The organism is Microbacterium sp. PI-SA-G (assembly GCF_057215335.1).
Genome location: NZ_CM170103.1, coordinates 1,270,193 through 1,291,114, shown reverse-complemented (window position 1 = coordinate 1,291,114; position 20,922 = coordinate 1,270,193). Strand labels below are relative to the sequence as shown.

At 70.2% G+C, this 20,922-nt stretch carries 16 protein-coding genes; 7 read left to right on the top strand and 9 right to left on the bottom strand.

Annotated elements, in window-relative coordinates; genetic code table 11:
- Window positions 1–10 precede the first annotated feature (10 nt).
- Both AC2D10_RS06350 and AC2D10_RS06345 read right to left on the bottom strand, forming a co-directional pair.
- Entirely contained in the window at window positions 11–1,318 is a 1,308-nt protein-coding gene (locus tag AC2D10_RS06350) for an ABC transporter substrate-binding protein (RefSeq protein WP_484711170.1), read from the bottom strand.
- Between the two features lie 128 nt (window positions 1,319–1,446).
- Window positions 1,447–2,460, bottom strand: a complete 1,014-nt coding sequence (locus AC2D10_RS06345; RefSeq protein ID WP_484711169.1) for a LacI family DNA-binding transcriptional regulator — start codon at window positions 2,458–2,460, stop codon at window positions 1,447–1,449.
- Window positions 2,461–2,641: 181 nt separating this feature from the next.
- Here AC2D10_RS06345 and AC2D10_RS06340 point away from each other — a divergent pair, with 181 nt between their 5' ends.
- Complete coding sequence (locus AC2D10_RS06340; RefSeq protein ID WP_484711168.1) at window positions 2,642–3,613, top strand: acetylxylan esterase; 972 nt, start codon at window positions 2,642–2,644, stop codon at window positions 3,611–3,613.
- Between the two features lie 64 nt (window positions 3,614–3,677).
- On the opposite strand, the gene AC2D10_RS06335 is transcribed toward AC2D10_RS06340, so the two are convergent.
- Window positions 3,678–4,136, bottom strand: a complete 459-nt coding sequence (locus AC2D10_RS06335; RefSeq protein ID WP_484711167.1) for a GNAT family N-acetyltransferase — start codon at window positions 4,134–4,136, stop codon at window positions 3,678–3,680.
- 128 nt (window positions 4,137–4,264) lie between these two features.
- Here AC2D10_RS06335 and AC2D10_RS06330 point away from each other — a divergent pair, with 128 nt between their 5' ends.
- A complete protein-coding gene (locus AC2D10_RS06330) occupies window positions 4,265–6,484 on the top strand; it encodes an NADP-dependent isocitrate dehydrogenase (protein ID WP_484711166.1) in 2,220 nt (739 codons plus the stop codon).
- Window positions 6,485–6,569: 85 nt separating this feature from the next.
- Here AC2D10_RS06330 and AC2D10_RS06325 read toward each other — a convergent pair whose 3' ends face one another.
- Window positions 6,570–8,054 (bottom strand): L,D-transpeptidase family protein, encoded by a 1,485-nt coding sequence (locus AC2D10_RS06325; protein WP_484711165.1) that lies wholly within the window; start codon window positions 8,052–8,054, stop codon window positions 6,570–6,572.
- Window positions 8,055–8,155: 101 nt separating this feature from the next.
- Entirely contained in the window at window positions 8,156–8,560 is a 405-nt protein-coding gene (locus tag AC2D10_RS06320; protein ID WP_484711164.1) for a RidA family protein, read from the bottom strand.
- A gap of 25 nt (window positions 8,561–8,585) precedes the next feature.
- On the opposite strand from AC2D10_RS06320, the gene AC2D10_RS06315 reads away from it, so the two are divergent.
- The 5 genes from AC2D10_RS06315 (at window position 8,586) to nagB (ending at window position 16,127) form a co-directional block, all read left to right on the top strand.
- Complete coding sequence (locus tag AC2D10_RS06315; RefSeq protein WP_484711163.1) at window positions 8,586–9,803, top strand: type III PLP-dependent enzyme domain-containing protein; 1,218 nt, start codon at window positions 8,586–8,588, stop codon at window positions 9,801–9,803.
- On the top strand, window positions 9,794–13,093 hold the full coding sequence (locus AC2D10_RS06310; RefSeq protein WP_484711162.1) for a family 20 glycosylhydrolase: 3,300 nt from the start codon (window positions 9,794–9,796) through the stop codon (window positions 13,091–13,093). Before AC2D10_RS06315 ends, AC2D10_RS06310 begins: the two co-directional genes overlap by 10 nt.
- Before the next feature lie 74 nt (window positions 13,094–13,167).
- Window positions 13,168–14,355: an ROK family transcriptional regulator gene (locus AC2D10_RS06305; protein ID WP_484711161.1), complete on the top strand. Its 1,188-nt coding sequence runs from the start codon at window positions 13,168–13,170 to the stop codon at window positions 14,353–14,355.
- A gap of 34 nt (window positions 14,356–14,389) precedes the next feature.
- Entirely contained in the window at window positions 14,390–15,355 is a 966-nt protein-coding gene (locus AC2D10_RS06300; RefSeq protein WP_484711160.1) for an ROK family protein, read from the top strand.
- Window positions 15,348–16,127 (top strand): glucosamine-6-phosphate deaminase, encoded by a 780-nt coding sequence (nagB, locus tag AC2D10_RS06295; RefSeq protein ID WP_484711159.1) that lies wholly within the window; start codon window positions 15,348–15,350, stop codon window positions 16,125–16,127. The genes AC2D10_RS06300 and nagB overlap by 8 nt, the downstream gene beginning before the upstream one ends.
- Window positions 16,128–16,143: 16 nt before the next feature.
- Here the strand turns inward: nagB and AC2D10_RS06290 are convergent, their stop codons facing one another.
- Genes AC2D10_RS06290 through AC2D10_RS06275 form a run of 4 tightly spaced genes read right to left on the bottom strand, consistent with a single transcriptional unit; the run spans window position 16,144 to window position 20,466 of the window.
- Window positions 16,144–16,554, bottom strand: coding sequence for an NUDIX hydrolase (locus tag AC2D10_RS06290; RefSeq protein WP_484711158.1), 411 nt, complete (start codon window positions 16,552–16,554; stop codon window positions 16,144–16,146).
- Window positions 16,547–17,923: an FAD-binding oxidoreductase gene (locus AC2D10_RS06285; RefSeq protein WP_484711157.1), complete on the bottom strand. Its 1,377-nt coding sequence runs from the start codon at window positions 17,921–17,923 to the stop codon at window positions 16,547–16,549. The genes AC2D10_RS06290 and AC2D10_RS06285 overlap by 8 nt, the downstream gene beginning before the upstream one ends.
- The gene (locus AC2D10_RS06280) at window positions 17,920–18,291 is read right to left on the bottom strand and encodes a YrdB family protein (protein WP_484711156.1); all 372 of its coding nucleotides are present in this window, start codon (window positions 18,289–18,291) and stop codon (window positions 17,920–17,922) included. Before AC2D10_RS06280 ends, AC2D10_RS06285 begins: the two co-directional genes overlap by 4 nt.
- A gap of 9 nt (window positions 18,292–18,300) precedes the next feature.
- The gene (locus AC2D10_RS06275; protein ID WP_484711155.1) at window positions 18,301–20,466 is read right to left on the bottom strand and encodes a sigma-70 family RNA polymerase sigma factor; all 2,166 of its coding nucleotides are present in this window, start codon (window positions 20,464–20,466) and stop codon (window positions 18,301–18,303) included.
- Between the last annotated feature and the right edge of the window lie 456 nt (window positions 20,467–20,922).

Here is a 20,922-nt window from a genome sequence, read left to right as displayed (position 1 = left end):
CCCACGCGGATCAGCGGTATTCCGAGGTGCCCTCGTCGTACTGCTCGCCGAGGTTGGTGTTGGTCGTCTTCGGGTCCTGTGCGCCCGTGATCAGTCCCTGCAGCTCCTGCACGAGGACGTCGTAGAAGCCGGGGGTGGGCCAGTCCGGGTAGAACGCCAGTCCGTCGGCCTCGAGCACGCCGTTGAATGTCGAGATGAGCTCGGCGCTCTTCTCATCGGTGATGTCGGCCGTGTCGGCGGCGACGGGCAGGCCGCCGTTGTTGCCGATGATCGCCTGGATCTCGGGACGCATCGTGATGTCGATGAACTCGTAGGCGAGCTCCTTGTTCGCGGCGTTCTCGGGGACGACCCAGAGGTTGCCCGAAGAGCCGAGCGAGAGGTCGGCACCGGGGAAGGCGGTCATCGACCACTCGAAGCCGGTGGCCTCGGTGACGAAGCGACCGAACCACCAGGAGCCCGAGACGAAGATCGGCGAGGTTCCGTTGATGAACGAGACGCCCGCGTCCTCGGCCTTGATCGACGAGACGTCGGAGGCGATGTATCCCTTGTCGACGTACTCCATCAGGGTCTCGGTGGCCGAAGTGACCTCGGAGCCCTCCCAGTCGACCGGCTCCTTGTAGAGCTGGTAGTCGTCGACGAATCCGCGGTCGCCCTCGAGCAGCGCCAGCTGGTACCAGAGCTGGCCCAACGGGTACTCGGCGCCGGCCTCGGCGAGCGGCGTGATGCCCTGGGCGACGAACGCGTCGAGCACGTCGACGAACTCGTCGTAGGTGGTGGGGATCTCCAGGCCCGCCGCCGCGAAGGCGTCTTCGTTGTAGTAGACGCCGACGAACTCTCCGTAGTTCGGCACGCCGAACCAGGTCTCGCCGCCCATGACGCCGTCGTCGCTGTACTTCGCCGTGGTCTGCAGCGAGGGGGCGAGCTTGTCGTCCCAGCCGTATTCCTCGACGGCGTCGGAGATGTCGGTGATCAGCCCGGTCGACGCGAGGAAGCCGGCCGTCGCGTTGCCCTTGTTGAACTCCATGAGGTCGGGTGCGGCGTCGGTGTCGAGCACCTGACTGGCGGTCTTCTGGATCTGCTCGAACGACTTCTCCTCGAACTCGACCGTCGCGCCGGTCTCCTCCTCGAAGATCGAGATGGCCTCGGCCCAGGCCTTGCCCATCGCGCTGTCGGCGCCCTCGTAGTGCCAGAGCTTGAGGGTCTGGCCGTCGCCGCCTTCGTCTGCTGAGCCGGCGGCGCAGCCGCTCAGGGCGAGTCCGGTCGCGGTGAGCGCGCCCATCAGGGTCATCGCCTTCGTCCTGCGGGTGGTGCGTGCCATCGTCGGCACTCCTTTCTCGTGGCCCCGGAGGGCCGGACACTTCACTGGGTCGGGTGTTCAGTTGTGGGGTGGTGCATCGTCGAAGCGTTTCGATAAACGAGACGCTGACGCGTTCTCCGCCGGATGCGTCATCCCCGCCTGGGGACGACGGATCCTGCGGAGCGGTATTCGGGAGGGATGAGGTGGATCTGCGGAGGGAGGTTCGCCTCTTCGAGATGGCGGACCGCGAGCTCGACAGCGAGCTCGCACGACTGCTGCGGCACCAGGGGGATCGTGTCGATGGGCGCCGACAGAGTGGACGTGTCGAAGGATGCCGCGGCCGAGATCGCCGACACGTCCTCGCCGAGGCGGAGGCCGCGTTCGGCGAGCACCGCGAGCAGGGCCTCGTGCACGTCGTTGACGGCGTGCACGATGAAGGCGCGGTCGCCGCGGTCGAGGGCGACCTCGGCGGCCGTGCGGACGGAGGCGACGTCGGTGACGACGGAGCCGGTCGTCACCCAGTCGAGCGCGACGCCGCGCTCGACTGAACGGTCCTGCACGCCGTGCAGCAGACGCCGGGGGAAGTTCGACTTGCGGTACGAGACCTCGGTCTGCCCGAGCAGGGTGATGCGCGTGTGGCCGGCGTCGGCGAGATGGTCGACGGCCAGATGGCCGGCCGCCTCGAAGTCGAGGTCGACGCACGTGAGACCGCTCTGATCGTCGGGCAGGCCGATGAACACCGTCGGCGTCCGGACCGACCGGGCGATGGCCCCGCGCTCGTCGTCGGGAGCGACGTCGAGCACCAGGATCGCATCGACGAGGTTGCTCGCCGCCACCCGGTTCATGCCCTCCGACGCCTGCTCGTCGGTGAGGAGCAGGATGTCGTAGCCGCGTCGGCGTGCGGCCACGGACGTGGCGAGGACGAACGCCATGTGGGTGGGGGCGTGCGTGTCGGCACGCAACGGCTCGGTCAGGGCGAAGATGTGCGTGCGGCGCCCGGCGAGCATGCGGGCGCCGGCGTCGGGCTCGTAGCCCAGCGCGCTCACGGCGTCTTCGATGCGCTTGCGGGTCTTCTCCGAGACGGGGCGCTTGCCGCTGAGGGCGTAGGAGACGGTGCTGATCGACACGCCGGCGGCATTCGCCACCTCATGGATCGTGCTCATCGAGACTCCATCGTCATCGTTCGGGACTGATCGTCGAAGCGCTTCGCTGGCGCCTCTGAGCGATGATAGGCACCGCCTGCTCCCGAGCGCAAGCTTTTTGTGGTGAGAGGCAACATATCGAGGGAGCAAGAACCGGTACAGTCGAGCGAGATTCCGCACCATCGCCCGTCGAGGAGAACGCATGCCCCTGACCGACCTGCCCCTGGATCAACTCCGCGAGTTCCGGCCCGACGTCATCGAGCCCGAGGACTTCGACGCCTTCTGGCAGGGCACGCTGGCCGAGACCAGAGCGATCGGCGGAGCGCTGCAGCTCGTGCCCGCGCAGACGCCGATCCGCGAGCTGATCGTCGAGGACCTCACATTCCCCGGTTTCGCGGGCGAGCCGGTCCGTGCCTGGGTCACGCGTCCGCAGGGCGACGCACCGCGGCCGACGGTCGTCGAGTACATCGGCTACAACGGCGGGCGAGGACTCCCCGGAGAGCGACTGCAGTGGGCCGCGGCCGGCTACGTGCACGTCCTGATGGACACGCGCGGCCAGGGCAGCGGCTGGGGGACCGGCGGCGACACGCCCGATCCGCACGGATCCGAGGGTTCGGTGCCCGGGTTCATGACCCGCGGGATCAGCGATCCGGCGACGTACTTCTACCGTCGGGTGTTCACCGACGCCGTGCGCCTGATCGACGCGGTGAAGACGCTGCCGTTCGTCGCCGCCGATCAGATCGCCGTGACCGGCGGGAGCCAGGGCGGCGGAATCGCCATCGCCGTGGGCGGCCTCGTCCCGGATCTGGCCTCCGTGCTGCCCGACGTGCCGTTCCTGTGCCACTTCGGTCGCTCCGTGCAGCTGACCCCGGATCAGCCGTTCACCGAGATCACGAAGTACCTCTCGGTGCACCGGGATCAGGACGACCGCGTGTTCTGTACGCTGTCGTACTTCGACGGAGTGAACTTCGCCCGTCGCATCCAGGCGCCGGCGCTGTTCTCGGTCGCACTGATGGACCCCGTCGTCCTGCCGTCGAGCGTGTTCGCGGCCTACAACCACCTGAGCGTCGAGGACCGCGACATCGCCGTGTATGCCTTCAACGGCCACGAGGGCGGGCAGACGCACCAGTGGCTCCGCCAGGTCGCCTGGCTGGAAGAGCGCCGCGACGGCTGAGCGCCCGCTTCCGAGGTGAGCGGCGGAGCCCGACGGGGGAGGATCGTCGGGTTCCGCCGCCGGCCTAGGAGTCGATGCGGATCTGCGCGATGACCTCGGAGTACTCGGTCTCGCCGACCGGGGTGAACCCGACGCGCAGGAAGAAGGCCTCGGGGCCCTCGTCGCCGGCCTCGTAGATGACGTTGACGTGGTCGACGCCGCGACGGCGCGCCTCGTCGAGCAGGCTCTCGACCGCGAATCGGCCGACGCCGCGGCCCTGGTCGTCGGCGTCGACGTTGATGCGCCACAGCACGGAGCGGAAGTGCTCCTCCGGGGCCTCGTCGTCGAAGTTGGCGCTGACGAATCCGACGACGGTGTCGTCGTCGAGGACGACACGCTGCCAGGACGTCTGCGGGTTGATGACGGTCGCTGCGATGCCGTAGGACACCGGAGCGAGGAACTGCTCCTGTCCGGGCTTGAGCGACAGGTTGTTCACCGCGACGATCGTCGCAGCGGAGAGTTCCACCATGCGCAGTTCGGACATGCCTTCAGGCTAACGCCTCCCGCACGGAGGCACACGCATCGCACGAACATTTCGTCGTCGGGTACCCGGAGGGTCCTCAGGTATCTTGGTATCGAGACAAATCCACCACAAGAGCGGAGAACCTCCCGGTGACCGACGACGCCATCATCTACACCTACACAGACGAGGCACCGGCACTCGCCACCGCCTCGTTCCTCCCGATCATCCAGGCCTTCAGCGGACAGGCGGGCATCGGATTCGAGACTCGGGACATCTCGCTGGCCGGCCGCATCCTCGCCGCCTTCCCCCAGAAGCTCGCGCCGGAGCAGCAGGTGGGGGACTCCCTCGCCGAGCTGGGCGGACTGGCCACGCTGCCCGAGGCCAACATCATCAAGCTGCCGAACATCTCGGCCTCGATCCCGCAGCTCAAGGCGGCGATCGCCGAGCTTCAGCAGCAGGGATACGACATCCCCTCGTTCCCCGACGACCCGTCGTCGCTCGAGGACAAGGACGTCCGCGCCCGCTACGACCGCATCAAGGGCTCCGCCGTGAACCCGGTCCTGCGCGAGGGCAACAGCGACCGCCGTGCGCCTCAGGCCGTGAAGAACTACGCCAAGAAGCACCCGCACCGCAACAAGCCGTTCGCCGAGGGGTCGAAGACCCGTGTCGCCACCATGGGCCACGACGACTTCAAGTCGAACGAGAAGTCGTGGGTCGCCGCGAGCGACGACGTGCTCAGCATCCGCCACACGGCCACCGACGGAACCGTCACCGTGCTGAAGGACGGCCTGAAGGTCCTGCCGCGCGAGATCATCGACGCGACCTTCCTGTCGGCTCCCGCCCTCGACGCGTTCCTCGCCGAGACCCTCGAGCAGGCCAAGGCCGACGACGTGCTCTACTCGGTGCACCTCAAGGCGACGATGATGAAGGTCAGCGACCCGATCATCTTCGGCCACGTGGTGCGCGTGTTCTTCGCCGACGTGTTCGCGCAGTACGGCGAGCAGCTGGCCGAGGCCGGTCTCACGCCGAACGACGGACTGGGCTCGATCCTCGCCGGTCTCGCGGGCATCTCGAACGGCGCCGACATCGCGGCGGCGTTCGACAAGGCGCTCGCCGAGGGCCCGCGCGTCTCGTACGTGAACTCCGACAAGGGGATCACAAACCTCCACGTGCCCAGCGACGTGATCGTCGACGCCTCGATGCCCGCGCTCGTGCGCAACGGCGGCAAGCTGTGGGGCCACGACGGGGGAGAAGACGACACGATCGCCGTCATCCCCGACTCCTCGTACGCGAGCGTCTACCAGGCCGTGATCGACGACGTGATCGCGAACGGTCCGCTCGACCCGGCCACGATCGGCACGGTGCCCAACGTCGGACTCATGGCGCAGGCCGCCGAGGAGTACGGCAGCCACGACAAGACGTTCGAGATCCCCGCCGACGGTGTCGTGCAGATCCTCGACAGCGAGGGCAACGCCCTGATCGAGCACGAGGTCGGCGCCGGTGACATCTGGCGCGCGACGCAGACGAAGCACATCGCGGTGATGGACTGGGTCAAGCTGGCCGTCACGCGCGCCCGTGCCTCAGGATCGCCGGCGGTGTTCTGGCTCGACGCCAACCGTTCGCACGACGCGCAGATCATCGCGAAGGTGCACCAGGGCCTCGCGCTGCTCGACACGCACGGACTCACGCTCACGATCCTCCCGCCCGAGGAGGCCACGCGGTACACGCTCGCTCGCATGCGCCACGGACTCGACACCATCTCGGTGACCGGCAACGTGCTGCGCGACTACCTGACCGACCTGTTCCCGATCCTCGAGGTCGGCACGAGCGCCAAGATGCTCTCGATCGTGCCGCTGCTCGCCGGTGGCGGACTGTTCGAGACGGGTGCCGGCGGATCGGCCCCCAAGCACGTGCAGCAGCTGGTCGAGCAGAACTACCTGCGCTGGGACTCGCTGGGCGAGTTCTTCGCGCTGGCGGCGTCGCTCGAGCACTTCGCGGACCGCATGGGCAACGAGAAGGCGCGCGTGCTGGCCGAGACGCTCGACGCCGCGACCGGCACCTTCCTCGAGGAGGACCGCTCGCCGGGCCGTGCTCTGGGCACGATCGACAACCGCGGCAGCCACTTCTACCTGGGGCTGTACTGGGCCCAGGAGCTCGCGGCGCAGACGAAGGACGCCGACCTCGCGGCGGCGTTCGGACCGATCGCGGCCACGCTCGCCGAGAACGAGGAGAAGATCGTCTCCGAGCTCAACGCCGTGCAGGGCTCGCCGGCCGAGATCGGCGGCTACTACCGTCCCGATCCCGCACTGGTCGAGGCGGTCATGCGCCCGTCCGAGACCCTGAACGGGATCATCGACGCGCTCAGCTGAGACCCGGACACACGAGAGGGGCGGATGCCGGATGGCATCCGCCCCTCTTCGTCTGTCCGCAGTGCGGGTGCTCAGCGCCGGTCGGTCAGTTGTAGACCTGGACCTCGAGGCCGACGGGCGACCAGTCGTAGACGTACTTGGCCAGGTCGATCGGCAGGTTGACGCAGCCGTGGCTCATGCGCTGGCCGTAGTTGCTGTGCCAGTAGGTGCCGTGGAAGCCGATGTTGGTCGTGAACCAGGTGATCCACGGCACGTCCTCGGTGCAGTACGGGGCGTTGGGGTAGCAGCCCATGTCCTGCATGCGGGTGTGCGCGAACACCTTGAAGTTGCCCGTCGGGGTCAGGGTTCCGGGGAGGCCGGTGGAGACCGCCCAGGACTGCACGACGTTGCCGTTCTCGAAGAGCATCGCGCGCTGCGAGCCGAGGTCGATCTCGATGCGGCGTGCGAGGGAGACGACCTCGAAGGGAGTCTCGGTGACGGAGAGCGCGAAGACGCCGTTTCCGGCCTCGAGCTGCTGGGCGAAGTTCTCGGCGACGCCGGAGGTGTCTCCCACCGAGCGGCCGGTGGCCCCGACCTGCTCCTCGCGCAGGACGGTGCCGGCGGAGTCGACGATGTTCTTCTGGGTCACGGGAGCGCGGTCCACGACTCCGGCGAGACCGTCGACGGTGGCCTGGATCGCGGCCGGGTCGGCCGAGATGCTCAGCTGGCCGTCTTCGTCGACCACCGACAGCCACGTCGCGGCGACATCGGGCGCGACCGGAACGGTGCGCTCCTCGCCGATGTAGAAGCCCACGGAGCCGAGCATGGTGTTCATCGACGCGGCCATCGCCGCGGCGTCGTCGTCGGAGACGGCGGCGGGGGCCTCGGCGGGTGCGCCCGAAAACTCGAGCGCGGTGGCGCCGCCGGCCACGGCCGACGTGAACGCCTCGGTGAGACCGGAGAGGTCGATCCCGGTGCCCGGCTCGGCCGGCGTGACGGTGTAAGCGAGGGTCGCGGCGTCGAAGACGACGCCGGCATCGATCGGGTCGACGTAGCTGGTCGGCACGGCGTCACGCAGCGCGCTGGTTGCCTGAGCGGTGTCGAACGTGATCTCACCGGGCACGGCCTCGCCCATCCAGGTGCTGAGGTTCCACATCGGACGCTCGGCGAACGCGGTCTCGGCCAGGGCCGTGGCGTCGATCGAGGCACCGAGGTCTGCGCCCGACAGGACGGCGCCGTCGCCCGCACCGGTCAGCGTCACCTCGGTGGAAGCCAGGTGGGCATTGACCGCGTCGGCGGCGGCACCCGGAGTCATCCAGCCCACCGGGATGCCGGCGACCGTGGTGCCGGGGGCGATCAGGAACGCCGAGGCGGTGCCGGCTCCGAGAGCCACCACGCCGAGTCCGAGCCCGATCCACAGCCCGAGGCGGCGCTTCTTCGGCTTCGGCTCGATGGGCGCCCACGCCAACGGCTGCTCGCCCGTGGGCGGCTCTGCGCTGTCTGACGTCTCGGCAGGTGTCCATGCCTTCGTCGTACCGTCGTCGTTGAACGACTCGGTCTTCGCGTTCTGCGCGGAGATCAGATCGGTCACGCACTCACCCCCCGGATATCAAACGTGTCCTATTTGACAATCGTACGGGATACAAGGTAACGGGACGGCAACGGTCGCCCGGACTTGACAGTCCGCGGAACTCAGTCGATGATCGCGATTCCGTCGATCTCGACCAGCATCTCCTCACGGGGCAGTCCGGTGAAGACGGTGGTGCGCGACGGCAGCACACCGGTGGTCGTGTGCGCGTTGACGAACTCGCCGTACGCGTCGTTCATGATCGGGAAATCCTCGCGCTTGGTCAGGTAGACGCGCAGCATGACGACGTCGTCGAACGTCGCGCCCGACGCCTCGACGATGGCCTTCACATTCTCGAGCGTGCGGGTGGTCTGCGCCGCGACGTCGCCGGGGAAGAGGTACTCGTTCGACACCGGGTCGACGGGCCCCTGGCCCGAGACCTGCACGAACGGGCCCTTGCGCACGCCCTGCGAGAAGGTGTGGGCGGGGGCGGGGGCGGCATCGGTCGAGATTCGGGTCTTCGCAGTCATGATCTCAGCCTAGTAGCCTTGTTAGATGCCTCTACAAATCCCCGATCCCGTTCTCGGCGCCTGGGCGAAGGGATTTCCGGCTCGCGTGGCCGGCCTCCCGCTCTCGGAGCTCGCCTCGGCGGGTCTGCGTCTGTCGGAGCTGCCGACCCCCGTCCTCACGGTGCACGAGGCGGCGCTGACTCACAACGAGGAGACGGTCTTCGCCTGGGCGCGCGAGCAGGGCGTGGCCCTCGCACCGCACGGGAAGACGACGATGGCCCCGGCGCTCTGGCAGCGGCTGCTCGATGCGGGCGCCTGGGGCATCTCGGTGGCAACGCCGTGGCAGGCCGGAGTCGCGGTGGACGCCGGGGTGCAGACGGTGCTGATCGCCAACGCGGTCACCGACCGGGCGGCTGCCGCACGCCTGGGTGAGTTGCTCGCGGCGGACTCGGAGCTGCGCATCCTCTGCTGGGCCGACGCGGTCGCCACCGTCGAGATCCTCGCCGACGCGCTCGACGGCGCGCAGCGGCCGCTCGATGTGCTGGTCGAACTCGGCGGAGCCGCTGGACGCACCGGGGCGCGCACGATCGACGAGGGCGAGCGCATCGCGGCAGCCGTGTCGGCGGCATCCGGACTGCGGCTCGCCGGTGTCACGGGCTACGAAGGGCCGTTCGGGCCGGATCGCAGCGCGGGCTCCGTGGCGGCCGTCGACGCCTATCTGCAGACGCTCGTCGACCTGCACCGCCGTCTGACCTATCCCGAGGGCGTCCGCCCCGTGCTGAGCGCGGGCGGCAGCTCGTTCCCCGACCGGGCAGCGGCCGTGCTGTCGGCGCACGGCGACTCGGCCGACGTGGTGCTGCGCTCCGGCGCCTTCCAGATCCACGACGACGGTTTCTACGCGCGCATGTCGCCGTTCGGTCCGCTCGTCGGCACCGCGCCGCTGCGCTCCGCCATGCACGCCTGGTCTCGGGTGCTCTCGCAGCCCGAGGACGGACTGGCGCTGCTCGACGCGGGGAGGCGAGATGTGCCATTCGACATCGACCTGCCGACGCCGCAGTCGGTCGGCGGCGAGATCACGGCCCTGAACGACCAGCACGCGTTCCTGCGGCTCGCCGCCGGAGAGAGCGCGGCGGTCGGCGACGTCGTGCGCCTCGGACTCTCGCACCCGTGCACGGCCTTCGACAAGTGGCGCGTGGTCGCGGTGATCGACGATCCGGATGCCGACGACCCGCGCGTGATCGGAGCGGTGGCGACATGCTTCTGAGCGCCGAGAAGGCCGCCGAGGGGCGCGTGCGCGTGTACCGGGGTGTCAACGTGGTCGACGGCACGGGTGCGCCGCGCTACGAGGCCGACGTCGCGGTGGAGGGTGCGCGCGTCGTCGCCGTGCTGCGCCACGACGACGCCGATCGCGCGGCCCTCGAGCTGCCTGACGGAGCCATCGAGGTCGACGCCCGCGGGCTCGTCCTCGCGCCCGGATTCATCGACATGCACGCGCACAGCGAGCTGGCAGTGCTGACCGGAGCCGACCACGACGCGAAGATCCGCCAGGGTGTGACGACCGAGGTGCTGGGTCAGGACGGGCTCGGCTACGCCCCGCTCGACGCGGCGTGTGCGGCCGTCATCCCCGCGCAGATCGCCGGATGGAACGGGATGCCGGCGGCAGCGCCCTGGCGCACGATGGGCGACCTGCTGGTCTCGATCGACGAGGCCGCGGTCGCGAACGCCGCCGTCCTCGTGCCGCAGGGCAACCTGCGCATGATGGTCGTCGGCCACGAGAACCGCCCGGCCACGACCGCCGAGATCGCGACCATGGCCGAGCTGCTCGGCGAGGCTCTCGACGCCGGGGCGTTCGGTATGTCGAGCGGCCTCACCTACACCCCGGGCATGTACGCCGACACGGCCGAGCTCGAGGCGCTGTGCACGGTCGTCGCCGAGCGTGGCGGGTACTGGGCGCCCCACACGCGCAGCTACGGGGGCGGCGCGCTGGCGGCCTACCAGGAGGCGCTCGACATCGGTCGCCGCACGGGATGCCCGATCCACCTGACCCACGCGACCATGAACTTCACGCCGAACCGCGGCCGGGCGCGAGAACTTCTCACGCTGGTCGACGAGGCGATCGCCGACGGCGTCGACGTGACGCTCGACACCTACCCGTACCTGCCCGGGGCGACCACGCTGTCGGCGCTACTGCCCAGCCGCCTCGCCGAGGGCGGCGACCTCGTGCGGGTGCTCATCGGGCTCGATGCCGCGGAGCGCGAGCGGGTGCGCGTCGAGCTGGAGGAGATCGGCTGCGACGGCTTCCACGGCGAGCGGGCGGACTGGACCGAGATCCAGATCTCGGGCACCGCCAACCCCGTACTCTCCGATCTCGTCGGCCGCACGGTGGCGGAGATCGCCGAGACGTCAGGACGACGCGCAGTGGACGTCGTGATCGACACGATCATCGCCGACGGGGGAGCCACCGGCATCCTCATGCACATCGGTGACGAGGACAACGTGCGCGAGATCATGCGGCATCCGCGGCACACCGCCGGGAGCGACGGCATCCTGATCGGCGCCCGCCCGCACCCGCGGGGCCGCGGGACCTTCGCGCGCTACCTCGGCCACTACGTGCGGGAGCTCGGAGTGCTCACGCTCGAGGAGGCCGTGCGGCATCTCTCCGGCACACCGGCGGCGCGGCTCGGGCTCGATCGCGGCGACGCCCCGCGCGGCATCATCCGAGCGGGAGCCACGGCCGATCTCGTGCTGTTCGATCCGCAGACGATCGCCGCCGGGGCGACGTTCGAGTCCCCTCTCGAGCGTCCGATCGGGGTGCACGAGGTCTTGGTCTCCGGGGTCGCTGTCGTGTCGAACGGCGAGGTCACCGGGCGCACGCCGGGGCAGGCGCTGCGCATGGCGCCGGCACCGCACCGCGCGACCGTGCCGCACATCGCCTCGCGCATCGATCCGACCGTGCCGGGGTTCGTCTGGACGCCGCAGACACCGGTCGAGGCCGATGTCGACGGTCATCCGTCTCTCGCGCACGCGGTCGCCCGGCTCGGCGCCGGCGACCCCGCGCGCCGGGATGAGCCCGCCATCCGGCTGCGCGTGGACGCCGAGGTCGGAGCGGATGCCGCCGCCGCCGGCCGCATCGGAGACGAGGCCTTCCGGGTGACCATCGCGGCCGACGGCGTCGAGATCGTCGGAGCGACGCCCGCCGGTGTGTTCCGCGGCGTGACCACGCTGCGTCAGCTGCGCTCTCCTGAAACCGCCGCCGATGCCGCAGTGCGGCTGCCCGCCGGAGTGTGGGAGGGGTCGCCCGCCTCGGCCTGGCGCGGGGCCATGCTCGACGTCGCCCGCCACTTCCGTCCCGCCGCCGACGTCCGTCGCCTGATCGATCTGCTGGCCGAGCACCACCTGAACGTGCTGCACCTGCATCTGACCGATGACCAGGGCTGGCGCTTCGAGGTGCCGGGCTACCCGCGGCTGACCGAGATCGGCGCTCGCCGCGAGGCGACCCAGGTCGGTCACGGCGTGCATGCGAGGGTCGAAACCGGGGTGCACGAGGGGCACTACACGACGGCTGAGCTGCGCGCGCTGGTCGACTACGCCGCCGCGCGATTCGTGACGCTGGTCCCCGAGGTCGAACTGCCCGGTCACGTGCAGGCGGCGCTGGCCGCCTACCCCGAGCTCGGCAACACCGACGTCGGTGAGCCTGTGACCGCACCCTGGGAGCGTTTCGGTGTCAATCCGCGCACGCTGGCGCCGACGGACGAGTCGCTCGCCTTCGGTCGGGCCGCCATCGACGCGCTGTGCGACGTGTTCGACTCGGAGTGGATCGGCATCGGCGGCGACGAGGTGCCGGTGACCGAGTGGGAGAAGAGCGCGGCGGCGGGGGAGCGCATGCGCGCACTCGGCCTCGCGACCCCTCACGACGTGCAGCCCTGGTTCACCGCGCAGTTCGTCGCGCATGTGCGCAGCCGCGGACGCACCGCGCTCGCCTGGGACGAGGTGCTCGAGGGCGAGGTGCCCGAGGGCGTGCGCATCCTGGCCTGGCGGGGACCGGTGGCCCTGCGCGAGGCGGTGCGCCGCGGCATTCCGGTGATCGCGTGCCCCGACCTCGAGGTCTATCTCGACTACGCGCAGTCGGAGTCGGAGGACGAGCCGATCCGTGTCGGGCCGCCGCTGACGATCGAGCGCGCGTACACCCTGCGTATCCCCGAAGGCGTGGTGGGCGGACAGGCGAACATCTGGACCGAGCACCTGCCGACGAGGGATCGCGTGGACTTCGCGGCGTTCCCTCGGCTCGCCGCGATCGCCGAACGTCTGTGGGAGGGCGGGGACGCGGGGGACTACCCGGACTTCGCCCGACGCCTTCCGACGCATCTGCGTCGGCTCGCGGCGGCCGGGGTGCGGTATCGTCCCCTCGACGGCCCGATAATCGATCAGCGTCGCCCGGGGGTGGCGGAGAAGCCGATGACGATCCAGACCCGTGAGCAGATCGTCGCGGGGCTGGTCGAGCGACTCGTCGCTCGGGCCGCGGAAGCGGCCGAGGGACGAGTTCAGAAGAAGTAACGTTTCGGTAACCCCGCCCGCGCACCGCGGAGCGGGAGTTGCACAATCGCTGTTCGTAAGGTCTACTAACAAACATGTCCGCTTCGGATGAATCGCGTCCCGCCATGACGGCTGAGTACGTCGGCGGGAACACCCATGCCTTCGGCCCCGGGCGCCATCTGCGCTCGCGCTCGAAGGTGCTTCCCGAACACGCACGCGGGCACAACCGCGCGCTCGTGCTGCAGACGCTGTACCACGCGGGTGCGATGAGTCGCGCCGACCTCTCGCGCGAGACCGGGCTGACCCGGGTGACGATCTCCGACCTCGTCGCCGAGTTCATCGCCGACGGCATCGTGCTCGAGATGGGCATCCGTGAGACCGTGGGCCCCGGCAAACCTCCGATCCTGATCGACATCGATCGCGTCGGGCACCAGATCATCGGGCTCGACCTCTCGGGGCCGAACGCCTTCGTGGGCGCCGTGCTGAGCCTCGACGGCGACGTGCTCGAACGCCGCGAGGTCGCCCGCCCCGAGGCACCCGACGGCGAGGCCGCATACGCCGCGACCCTCGAGCTGGCGCGCCAGCTCGTCGCCGCGTCGTCACAGCCGCTGCTCGGCGTGGGCATCGGAACGCCGGGCGTCGTGCGCCCGGACGGGCTCGTACTCAGCTCGCCGAACCTCGCGTGGACCGACTTCCCACTCGAAGCCAAGCTCAGCGCCGACCTCTCGCTGCCCGTGCTTGCGCGCAATGACGCCAACGCCGCCGTGCTCGCCGAGTACACCTTCGGCGACGCCAAGGCCGACTTCATGCTGATCAAGATCGGTCGCGGCGTCGGAGCCGGCGTCATCACCGGCAGCCAGTCACTGCTGGGCAGCCGCTTCGCCGCCGGTGAGATCGGCCACGTCGTGGTCGGCACCGACGGCGGCCCGCGCTGCGCCTGCGGCAAGGACGGATGCCTCGAGGCCTGGCTCAGCGTCACACGCCTGCGGCAGGCGCTCGCCGACGACCCGAGCGCGCGCGATGCGATCCTGCGCGACGCCGGCACGCGGATGGGGATCGCGATCGCGCCCATCGTGGCCGCCCTCGATCTCTCCGAGGTCGTCGTCTCGGGACCTGCCGATCTGCTCGACGGCATCCTGATCGATTCCGCGATCGAGACCCTGCACGCCCGCACGCTGGAAGGCGTGTTCGAGGACACCCTCATCCGCCTGACCGTCCAGGAGGACATCGTGTTGCGCGGTGCCGCCGTGATGGTGCTCTCCGCTCAGCTGGGCGTCTCGTGAGGGCCGCGCTGACACTCTGCGGGAGTCGTATCCGATGACCTTCGCCGACCTCACCGACCTCGACGGTCGGGGCATCCGTGTGGGCCTCGACGTCGGCGGCACCAAGATCGACGCGGTCGCGGTCGACCCCGCCGGGGAGATCCTCGGACGCCTGCGACGGCCCACCGGCTGGGGCGATGAGGCGGTGGTCGAGAGCATCGTGCTCGCCGTGACCGCGCTCGCGCACGAGACCGGATTCGCGGTGTCGGACATCGCGTCGGTCGGCATCGGCATTCCCGGGCTGGTCGACGCCGACACCGGCCGGGTGCTGCACGCCGTCAACCTCGGAGTCGAATCGCTCGACCTCGCCGTACGAGCCGAAGCCGCGCTCGGCGTGCCCTTCCGCATCGAGAACGACGTGAAGGCTGCAGCGCTGGGGGCAGCGACGCTCCGTGGCGCGACGGGCTCGATGGCGTACCTGAACCTGGGCACGGGCGTGGCGGCCGGCATCGTCATCGACGGTCGGATCTGGCGCGGAGCCCGCGGCACGGCCGGCGAGGTCGGCCACATCTCGGTCGACCCGAACGGACGGCTCTGCGGCTGCGGCCAGCACGGCTGCGTCGAGACGTTCTGCGGCGGAGGAGCCCTGGCTCGCGCGTGGGGTCGCCCCGGCGCGCTGCCGGTCAAGGACATCATGGATGCCGCCGATGCCGGTGATCCGCAGGCGCTCGCCCTGCGCTCCGACCTGTATCGCGGCGCTGCCGCTGCGGTCCGCGTGCTGGTGCTGTCGGCCGATGTCGAGACCGTCATCATCGGAGGCGGTCTGACCGCACTCGGCGACACCCTGGCCGCCGGCATCCGACAGTCGCTGCTCGCCGACGCCGAGACGTCATCGTTCATGAGGTCTCTGCACCTGGATGAAAGGATCGAGATGCTGTCGTCCGGGTCACCCGCCGCCGCTTTCGGCGCCGCGCTCGTCGGCGCTTCCGTCACCGAGAAGGAGATCGTGTCCCATGGCTGAGGTCGTCATCGTCGAGAGCAAGGAGGCGGCCGGAGCTCTCGTCGCCGCCGAGATCGCGGAGCTCATCGCTCAGCGCCCCGACGCCGTGCTGGGACTGGCCACCGGGTCCACTCCGCTCCCCGTCTACGAGGCGCTCCGGCAGCAGCTCGCGGGACGCGATCTGTCGCAGGTGCGCGGCTTCGCCCTCGACGAGTACGTCGGGCTCGACCCGGCTCATCCCGAGAGCTACCGTTCGGTCATCACGCGCGAGGTCATCGAGCCGCTCGGACTCGACCCGCAGCGCATCCAGGTGCCCAACGGCGCGGTCGACACGATCCAGCGCGCCGGCGACGACTACGAGGCCGCGATCGCCGCGGCCGGCGGGGTCGACCTGCAGATCCTCGGGATCGGCACCGACGGCCACATCGGCTTCAACGAGCCCGGCTCGTCGTTCGCCTCGCAGACCCGCGTGAAGACGCTCACCGAGCAGACGCGTGCCGACAACGCCCGCTTCTTCGACTCGATCGACGACGTGCCCCGGCACTGCATCACGCAGGGTCTGGGCACCATCCTGAAGGCGCGGCACCTCGTGCTGCTGGCCTTCGGTGAAGGCAAGGCGCAGGCGGTCGCCGACGCCGTCGAGGGTCCGCTCTCGGCGATCCTGCCCGGTTCCGCGATCCAGCTGCACCCTCATGCGACCGTCGTGGTCGACGAGGCGGCGGCGTCGCGCCTGAAGCTGGCCGACTACTACCGGTACACCTTCGCCAACAAGCCGGAGTGGCAGGGCATCTGACCCGGCGGTCAGCGCCTCAGCTGCGGGGCAACAGCGGCCAGGCGAGCGGGAGCAGGTGCTCGAGGCTGAGCGGCGCGAGCGGCAGCGAGTCGAGGTCGGCGGGAGTGATCCAGCGCAGTTCGGCGAGCTCGGCCTGAACGCGCACCGACGCGGGGTCGATCGACACGGCGAAGGCGGCGGCGATCACCCGGTGCCCCGGCTCGTTGGCCGCGGCCGACACGAAGGTGCCCAGCGGCGTCAGGTCGCTCGGGCTGAGCTGCAGGCCCAGTTCCTCGTCGAGTTCGCGGATCAGCGTCTGCGTCGCATCCTCGCCGGCCTCGGGCTTGCCGCCGGGCTGCATGAAGCGCACGGTGCCGTGCTTGCGGACCACGAGCACCCGGTCGGCCGCATCGACGATCACGGCGGCGCTGACGTGGATGTCAGGCATGGATCTCGGATGCCGGATCGAAGACCTTGCCGGGGTTGAGGATGCCCAGCGGGTCGAACACCCGCGCGATCTGGCGCTGCAGCTCCCACTGCGTCTCGCCGAGCTCGTCGGCCAGCCAGCGGCGCTTCAGCACGCCGATGCCGTGCTCGCCGGTGAGCGTTCCGCCCAGGCGGATCGCGGCGCGGAACAGCTCGTCGGCTGCGGCCCACACCTGGGCGGGGGTCTCGGTGCCCTCGAAGATGAAGTTCGGATGCAGGTTGCCGTCGCCGGCGTGCGCGACCGTGGGGATGGGCAGCCCGTACTCCCGCTCGATGCGGGCGATCTCGTCGAACATCGCCGGCATGGCGCTGCGCGGCACCGACACGTCTTCGATCAGGGTGGTGCCCAGCGACGCCATCGCGGCATGCATCGAGCGCCGGATAGCGAGCAGACGCTCACCCTCGACGGGGTCCTGCGTGAGGACGGTCGCTCCCTGATGCGCCTGCAGGACGGTGGCGATCGTCTCGGCCTCGGAGACGGCCGCCGGACCGTCGGTCTGGATCGTCAGCTGCGCGGCGCCGGGCGGCGGAGCGGGCAGCGCGAGGAGTGCGTGCACCGCGGTGAGGCTCGCGGCATCCATCAGCTCCATGATCGCTGGCTGCACCCCGGCGGCCGTGACGGCGGCGGAGGCTGCGGCCGCCGTGCGCACATCGGGGAAGGTGGCGGCGATCGTGCACACCGGTCCGACGACCAGTCGTCGCAGCTTGAGAGTCGCGCCGACGACCACGCCGAGCGTGCCCTCGGAGCCGATCACGAGCGAGGTCAGATCGAGACCGGTGACACCCTTCACGCTGCGATGGCCGAGATGCACCAGCCGACCGTCGGCGAGCACGAGGTCGACGCCGAGCACCGCGTCGCGGACGACACCGTACTTGGCGCAGAGCAGCCCTCCCGCGCCCGTCGCGATGTTGCCGCCGACGGTGGAGATGTCGCGGCTCGCGGGGTCGGGCGCCCACCAGACGCCGTGCTCGGCGAGCTGACGGTTGAGCTCGGCGTTGAGGATGCCGGGCTCCACCACCGCGAGCAGGTCATCGGGGCGCACCTCGAGCAGCGCCGCCATGCGCAGGGTCGAGAGGACGATCTCGCCCGCGCCCGCATTGGCGGCGCCGGCGAGCCCGGTGCCCGCGCCGCGGACGACGACGGGGGTGCGGGTGGCGGTGGCGATGCGCAGGGTCTCCTGCACGTGCTCCACGGTCTCGGCGTGCACGATGGCCAGGGGACGCTCGGGGGCCGCATGGCCGGACCGGTCCGCGCGAGCGGCGTCGAGCGCTGCCGGGTCGACGTCGACGAGAGGGCCCAGGGCGGCCTGGAGCAACTCCAGGGGTGTCATGACAGAGAGCGTCGCCCGGTCATGACCCCGGCCGCGATCGCCACCACGGCGAAGGCGGAGCCGATCAGCGCCTGGTCCATGGACCACCACGCGATCGTGACGCTCACAGAGATCAGCACCTCGACGATCGCCCGCAGGAACGGATGCACGCGCAGCACCGGCCGCGGCGAGAGGAACAGCGCCCAGACCAGCAGCACGGCGATCGGAGCGCCGATGCCGACCACGATGTTCCAGGGCAGCGGCCACGTCGCGAAACCCCACAGGGCGAGCGTTCCCATCGCGATCACCAGGATGATGGCGCGGACCACGTCGAGAACGGTGATGACCGGACGCTCGACGCCGGGTACGGGAGCAGGTTCCGAGGGCATCGTCCCAGTCTATTCGGCGCTCGCGGGCTGGTCGGCCGTGGCGACGATGGGTGCGGGTGCTGGCTCGGGTTCTGCGGGTGCGGGATCGACGACGGGCGCGGGATCGACGACGGGAGTGGGCTCGACGACGGGCGCGGGTTCTTCGACGGGTGCGGGCGTGGGCTCGACGACGGGCGTGGGAGCCGGTTCGACGACGGGGGAGGATGGCGCAGCCGGTGCAGTCTCGGCGACGGGCGGGGCCGGGACCACAGGTGCGACGCTGGTCGCTGCGACTTCGTCTGCCGGGATGACGTCATCCACGGGGGAATCGATCAGTCCGCTCGTCAGTTCAGCCAGCGTGGTCTGCGCGAACGGGGCCTCGCCGGTCGCGAGCACGTAGCGGAACGTGACCGTCGTGGCCGTCGGCTCGAGGATCTGCCACAGGGTGGGGCGCAGGTCGACCGTGCCGGCGCCGTTGGCGTCGAGCACGACGGTCTGTCCGCCCCCGCCGCTGCCGAGGAACGCTTCGATCGTGTTGCCGGGCACGCCCTGCACCGGAACGGCGTAGTGCAGCACGAGCTCGCTGTCCAGCCACAGGCTGGCCGTGCCCCAGGTCGGTGCCTCGGTCGGCACGGCGGGGCCGGTCGGATCGGTCGGGTCTGTCGGGTCTGTCGGGTCTGTCGGGTCCGTGGGGTCTGTCGGGTCCGTGGGGTCCGTGGGCTCGGTCGGGTCCGTGGGGTCGGTCGGGTCGGTCGGGTCGGTCGGGTCGGTCGGATCCACCGGCTCCGTGGGATCGGTGGGATCCACGGGAGGGGGAGGGTCGACAGGCGTGTTCGTGTCATCCGTCACCGGGGGCGTGACCACCGGATCGCTGACGGGCGGAGCGGTCACCGGCGCCGAGGTCTCGACGGGCTCGGCCGGCGCGACATCGCCGCCGCCGTCGGTGTCGTCGGTGTCATCCTCGACCGGCGGGGTCGGCTCGTCCTGCACCGGCGGTTTCTCTTCGATGACGACCGGCTTCTCGGTGTTCATCGAGTCGTCGGGAGCGACGTCCGAGGCGATCGACGACGAGTCCACGTCGCCGGCGCTCGGCAGCGAGGTCGCGGGATTGACGCCGGCGAGCCCGGGGATGATGGTGGCCGCGGCGACGACGCCCGCCACCACGAGCGCGGCGGATCCGGCGCCGACCAGCGCTCCCATGCCGGTGAGGATGCCACCCGTGGCGGCCCCCATGCCGGTGCCTGCTCCGGCGCCGCCGGTCACGCCGACACCCGCACCGGAACCGGTACCACCGGAAGCAGCACTGGATCCAGCTCCGCCCGCGGCAGCCACGGCAGTGGCGCTCGCGAAGACCGAGGCGGGGATGCCCGCGGGAGCCACGAGTGCGGCGATCTGTGCGCCGCCGCCCTGCAGCGCTGCGAGGTATCCGGCGGAGCCGCTGATGCCGAGCACGAGCGGCAGGAGAACGAGTCCGAGCCGCATCGAGACGTCTTTGGCCTCGGCCGCGACGATCATGCACCGTGCGCAGTCGTTCAGGTGCAGTTCGAGGCGCTTGTGGTCGCGGGTGCTGAGATTGCCGCGCGAGTACGCGCCGAGGTGCTCGATCGTCCACTGGCAGTCGGAGTCGGGAGCGGCACTGCGCAGATGCGCCTGGATCCATGCCTCACGCAGGCCCTCACGCGCACGGAACGCCAGCTGCGCCACCGCACCGGACTTCATGCCCAGCAGGGGAGCGACCTCCTGCGGCTTCATCTGCTCGATCTCGGTGTACCAGAGCACTTCCTGCCACCGGGACGGGAGGCTGCGGAAGGCCTGCGCCGTGAGGCTGCGGTCGAGGGCGTCGTTCGCCGCCTGATCGGTGCTGTCGGGATCGGCGATCGCGTCGAGCTCGTCGATCGCCGAGTCGCGGCGCGCGCGTCCCCATGCGGCTGCCGTGTTGCGGATGCTGGTGAACAGGTACGCGCGGAACGAGCCGTTGGGTCCGCCGCCCTTCACGATCGCCTGGTAGATGCGGGTGTACGACTCCTGCACGAGATCGTCCGGGTCGATCGACGACGTCACGGATCGCGCGACGACGATTCCCGACGGGTAGTGGCGACGCCATAGTTCGCCGAACGCCTCCGTGTCGCCGGAGCGGGTGCGGAGGATGAGATCGGCGTCGGCGATCGGCGCGTGGTCAGCAGGGTTTTCGTGCACGTCCATCAATCTGTTCGGGGCATTCGTGTGCCCTCGCAAGAGAGACGCGGTGGAGGGGTTTTCATCACGCGTCATTCCCATTGTCCCTCGGAAGGGATCGTGTCACCACCCCTTCTCGAAAAACTTCCGGCCTGCTCGGCGTTGAAGAAGTCCAGGTCCCTGGCAGTTTCTTCCGAGAATGCTCCCCGGGGCTGAAAAATATCTCCCGAGTCCGCGTAATGAATCGGACGCGCCTTCGTCTCATCCCATAGAGACAGCCGTACGAATTCCACCGGGGGGCGGAGTTCAGGCGCCGATGCGGTGAGAGCCGCATCGGCTGGGTGGGTCGGGATCCTCGGGGGAGGAGCTCCCGGCCCCTCACTCTGATTGCGGCGGTCCACTCAATCTGGGGAAACGGTGGTCACCGAGGCAGTCGACGAACCGGAGAGCGCAGAGCTGCGCGTCGTCTCGCGATGA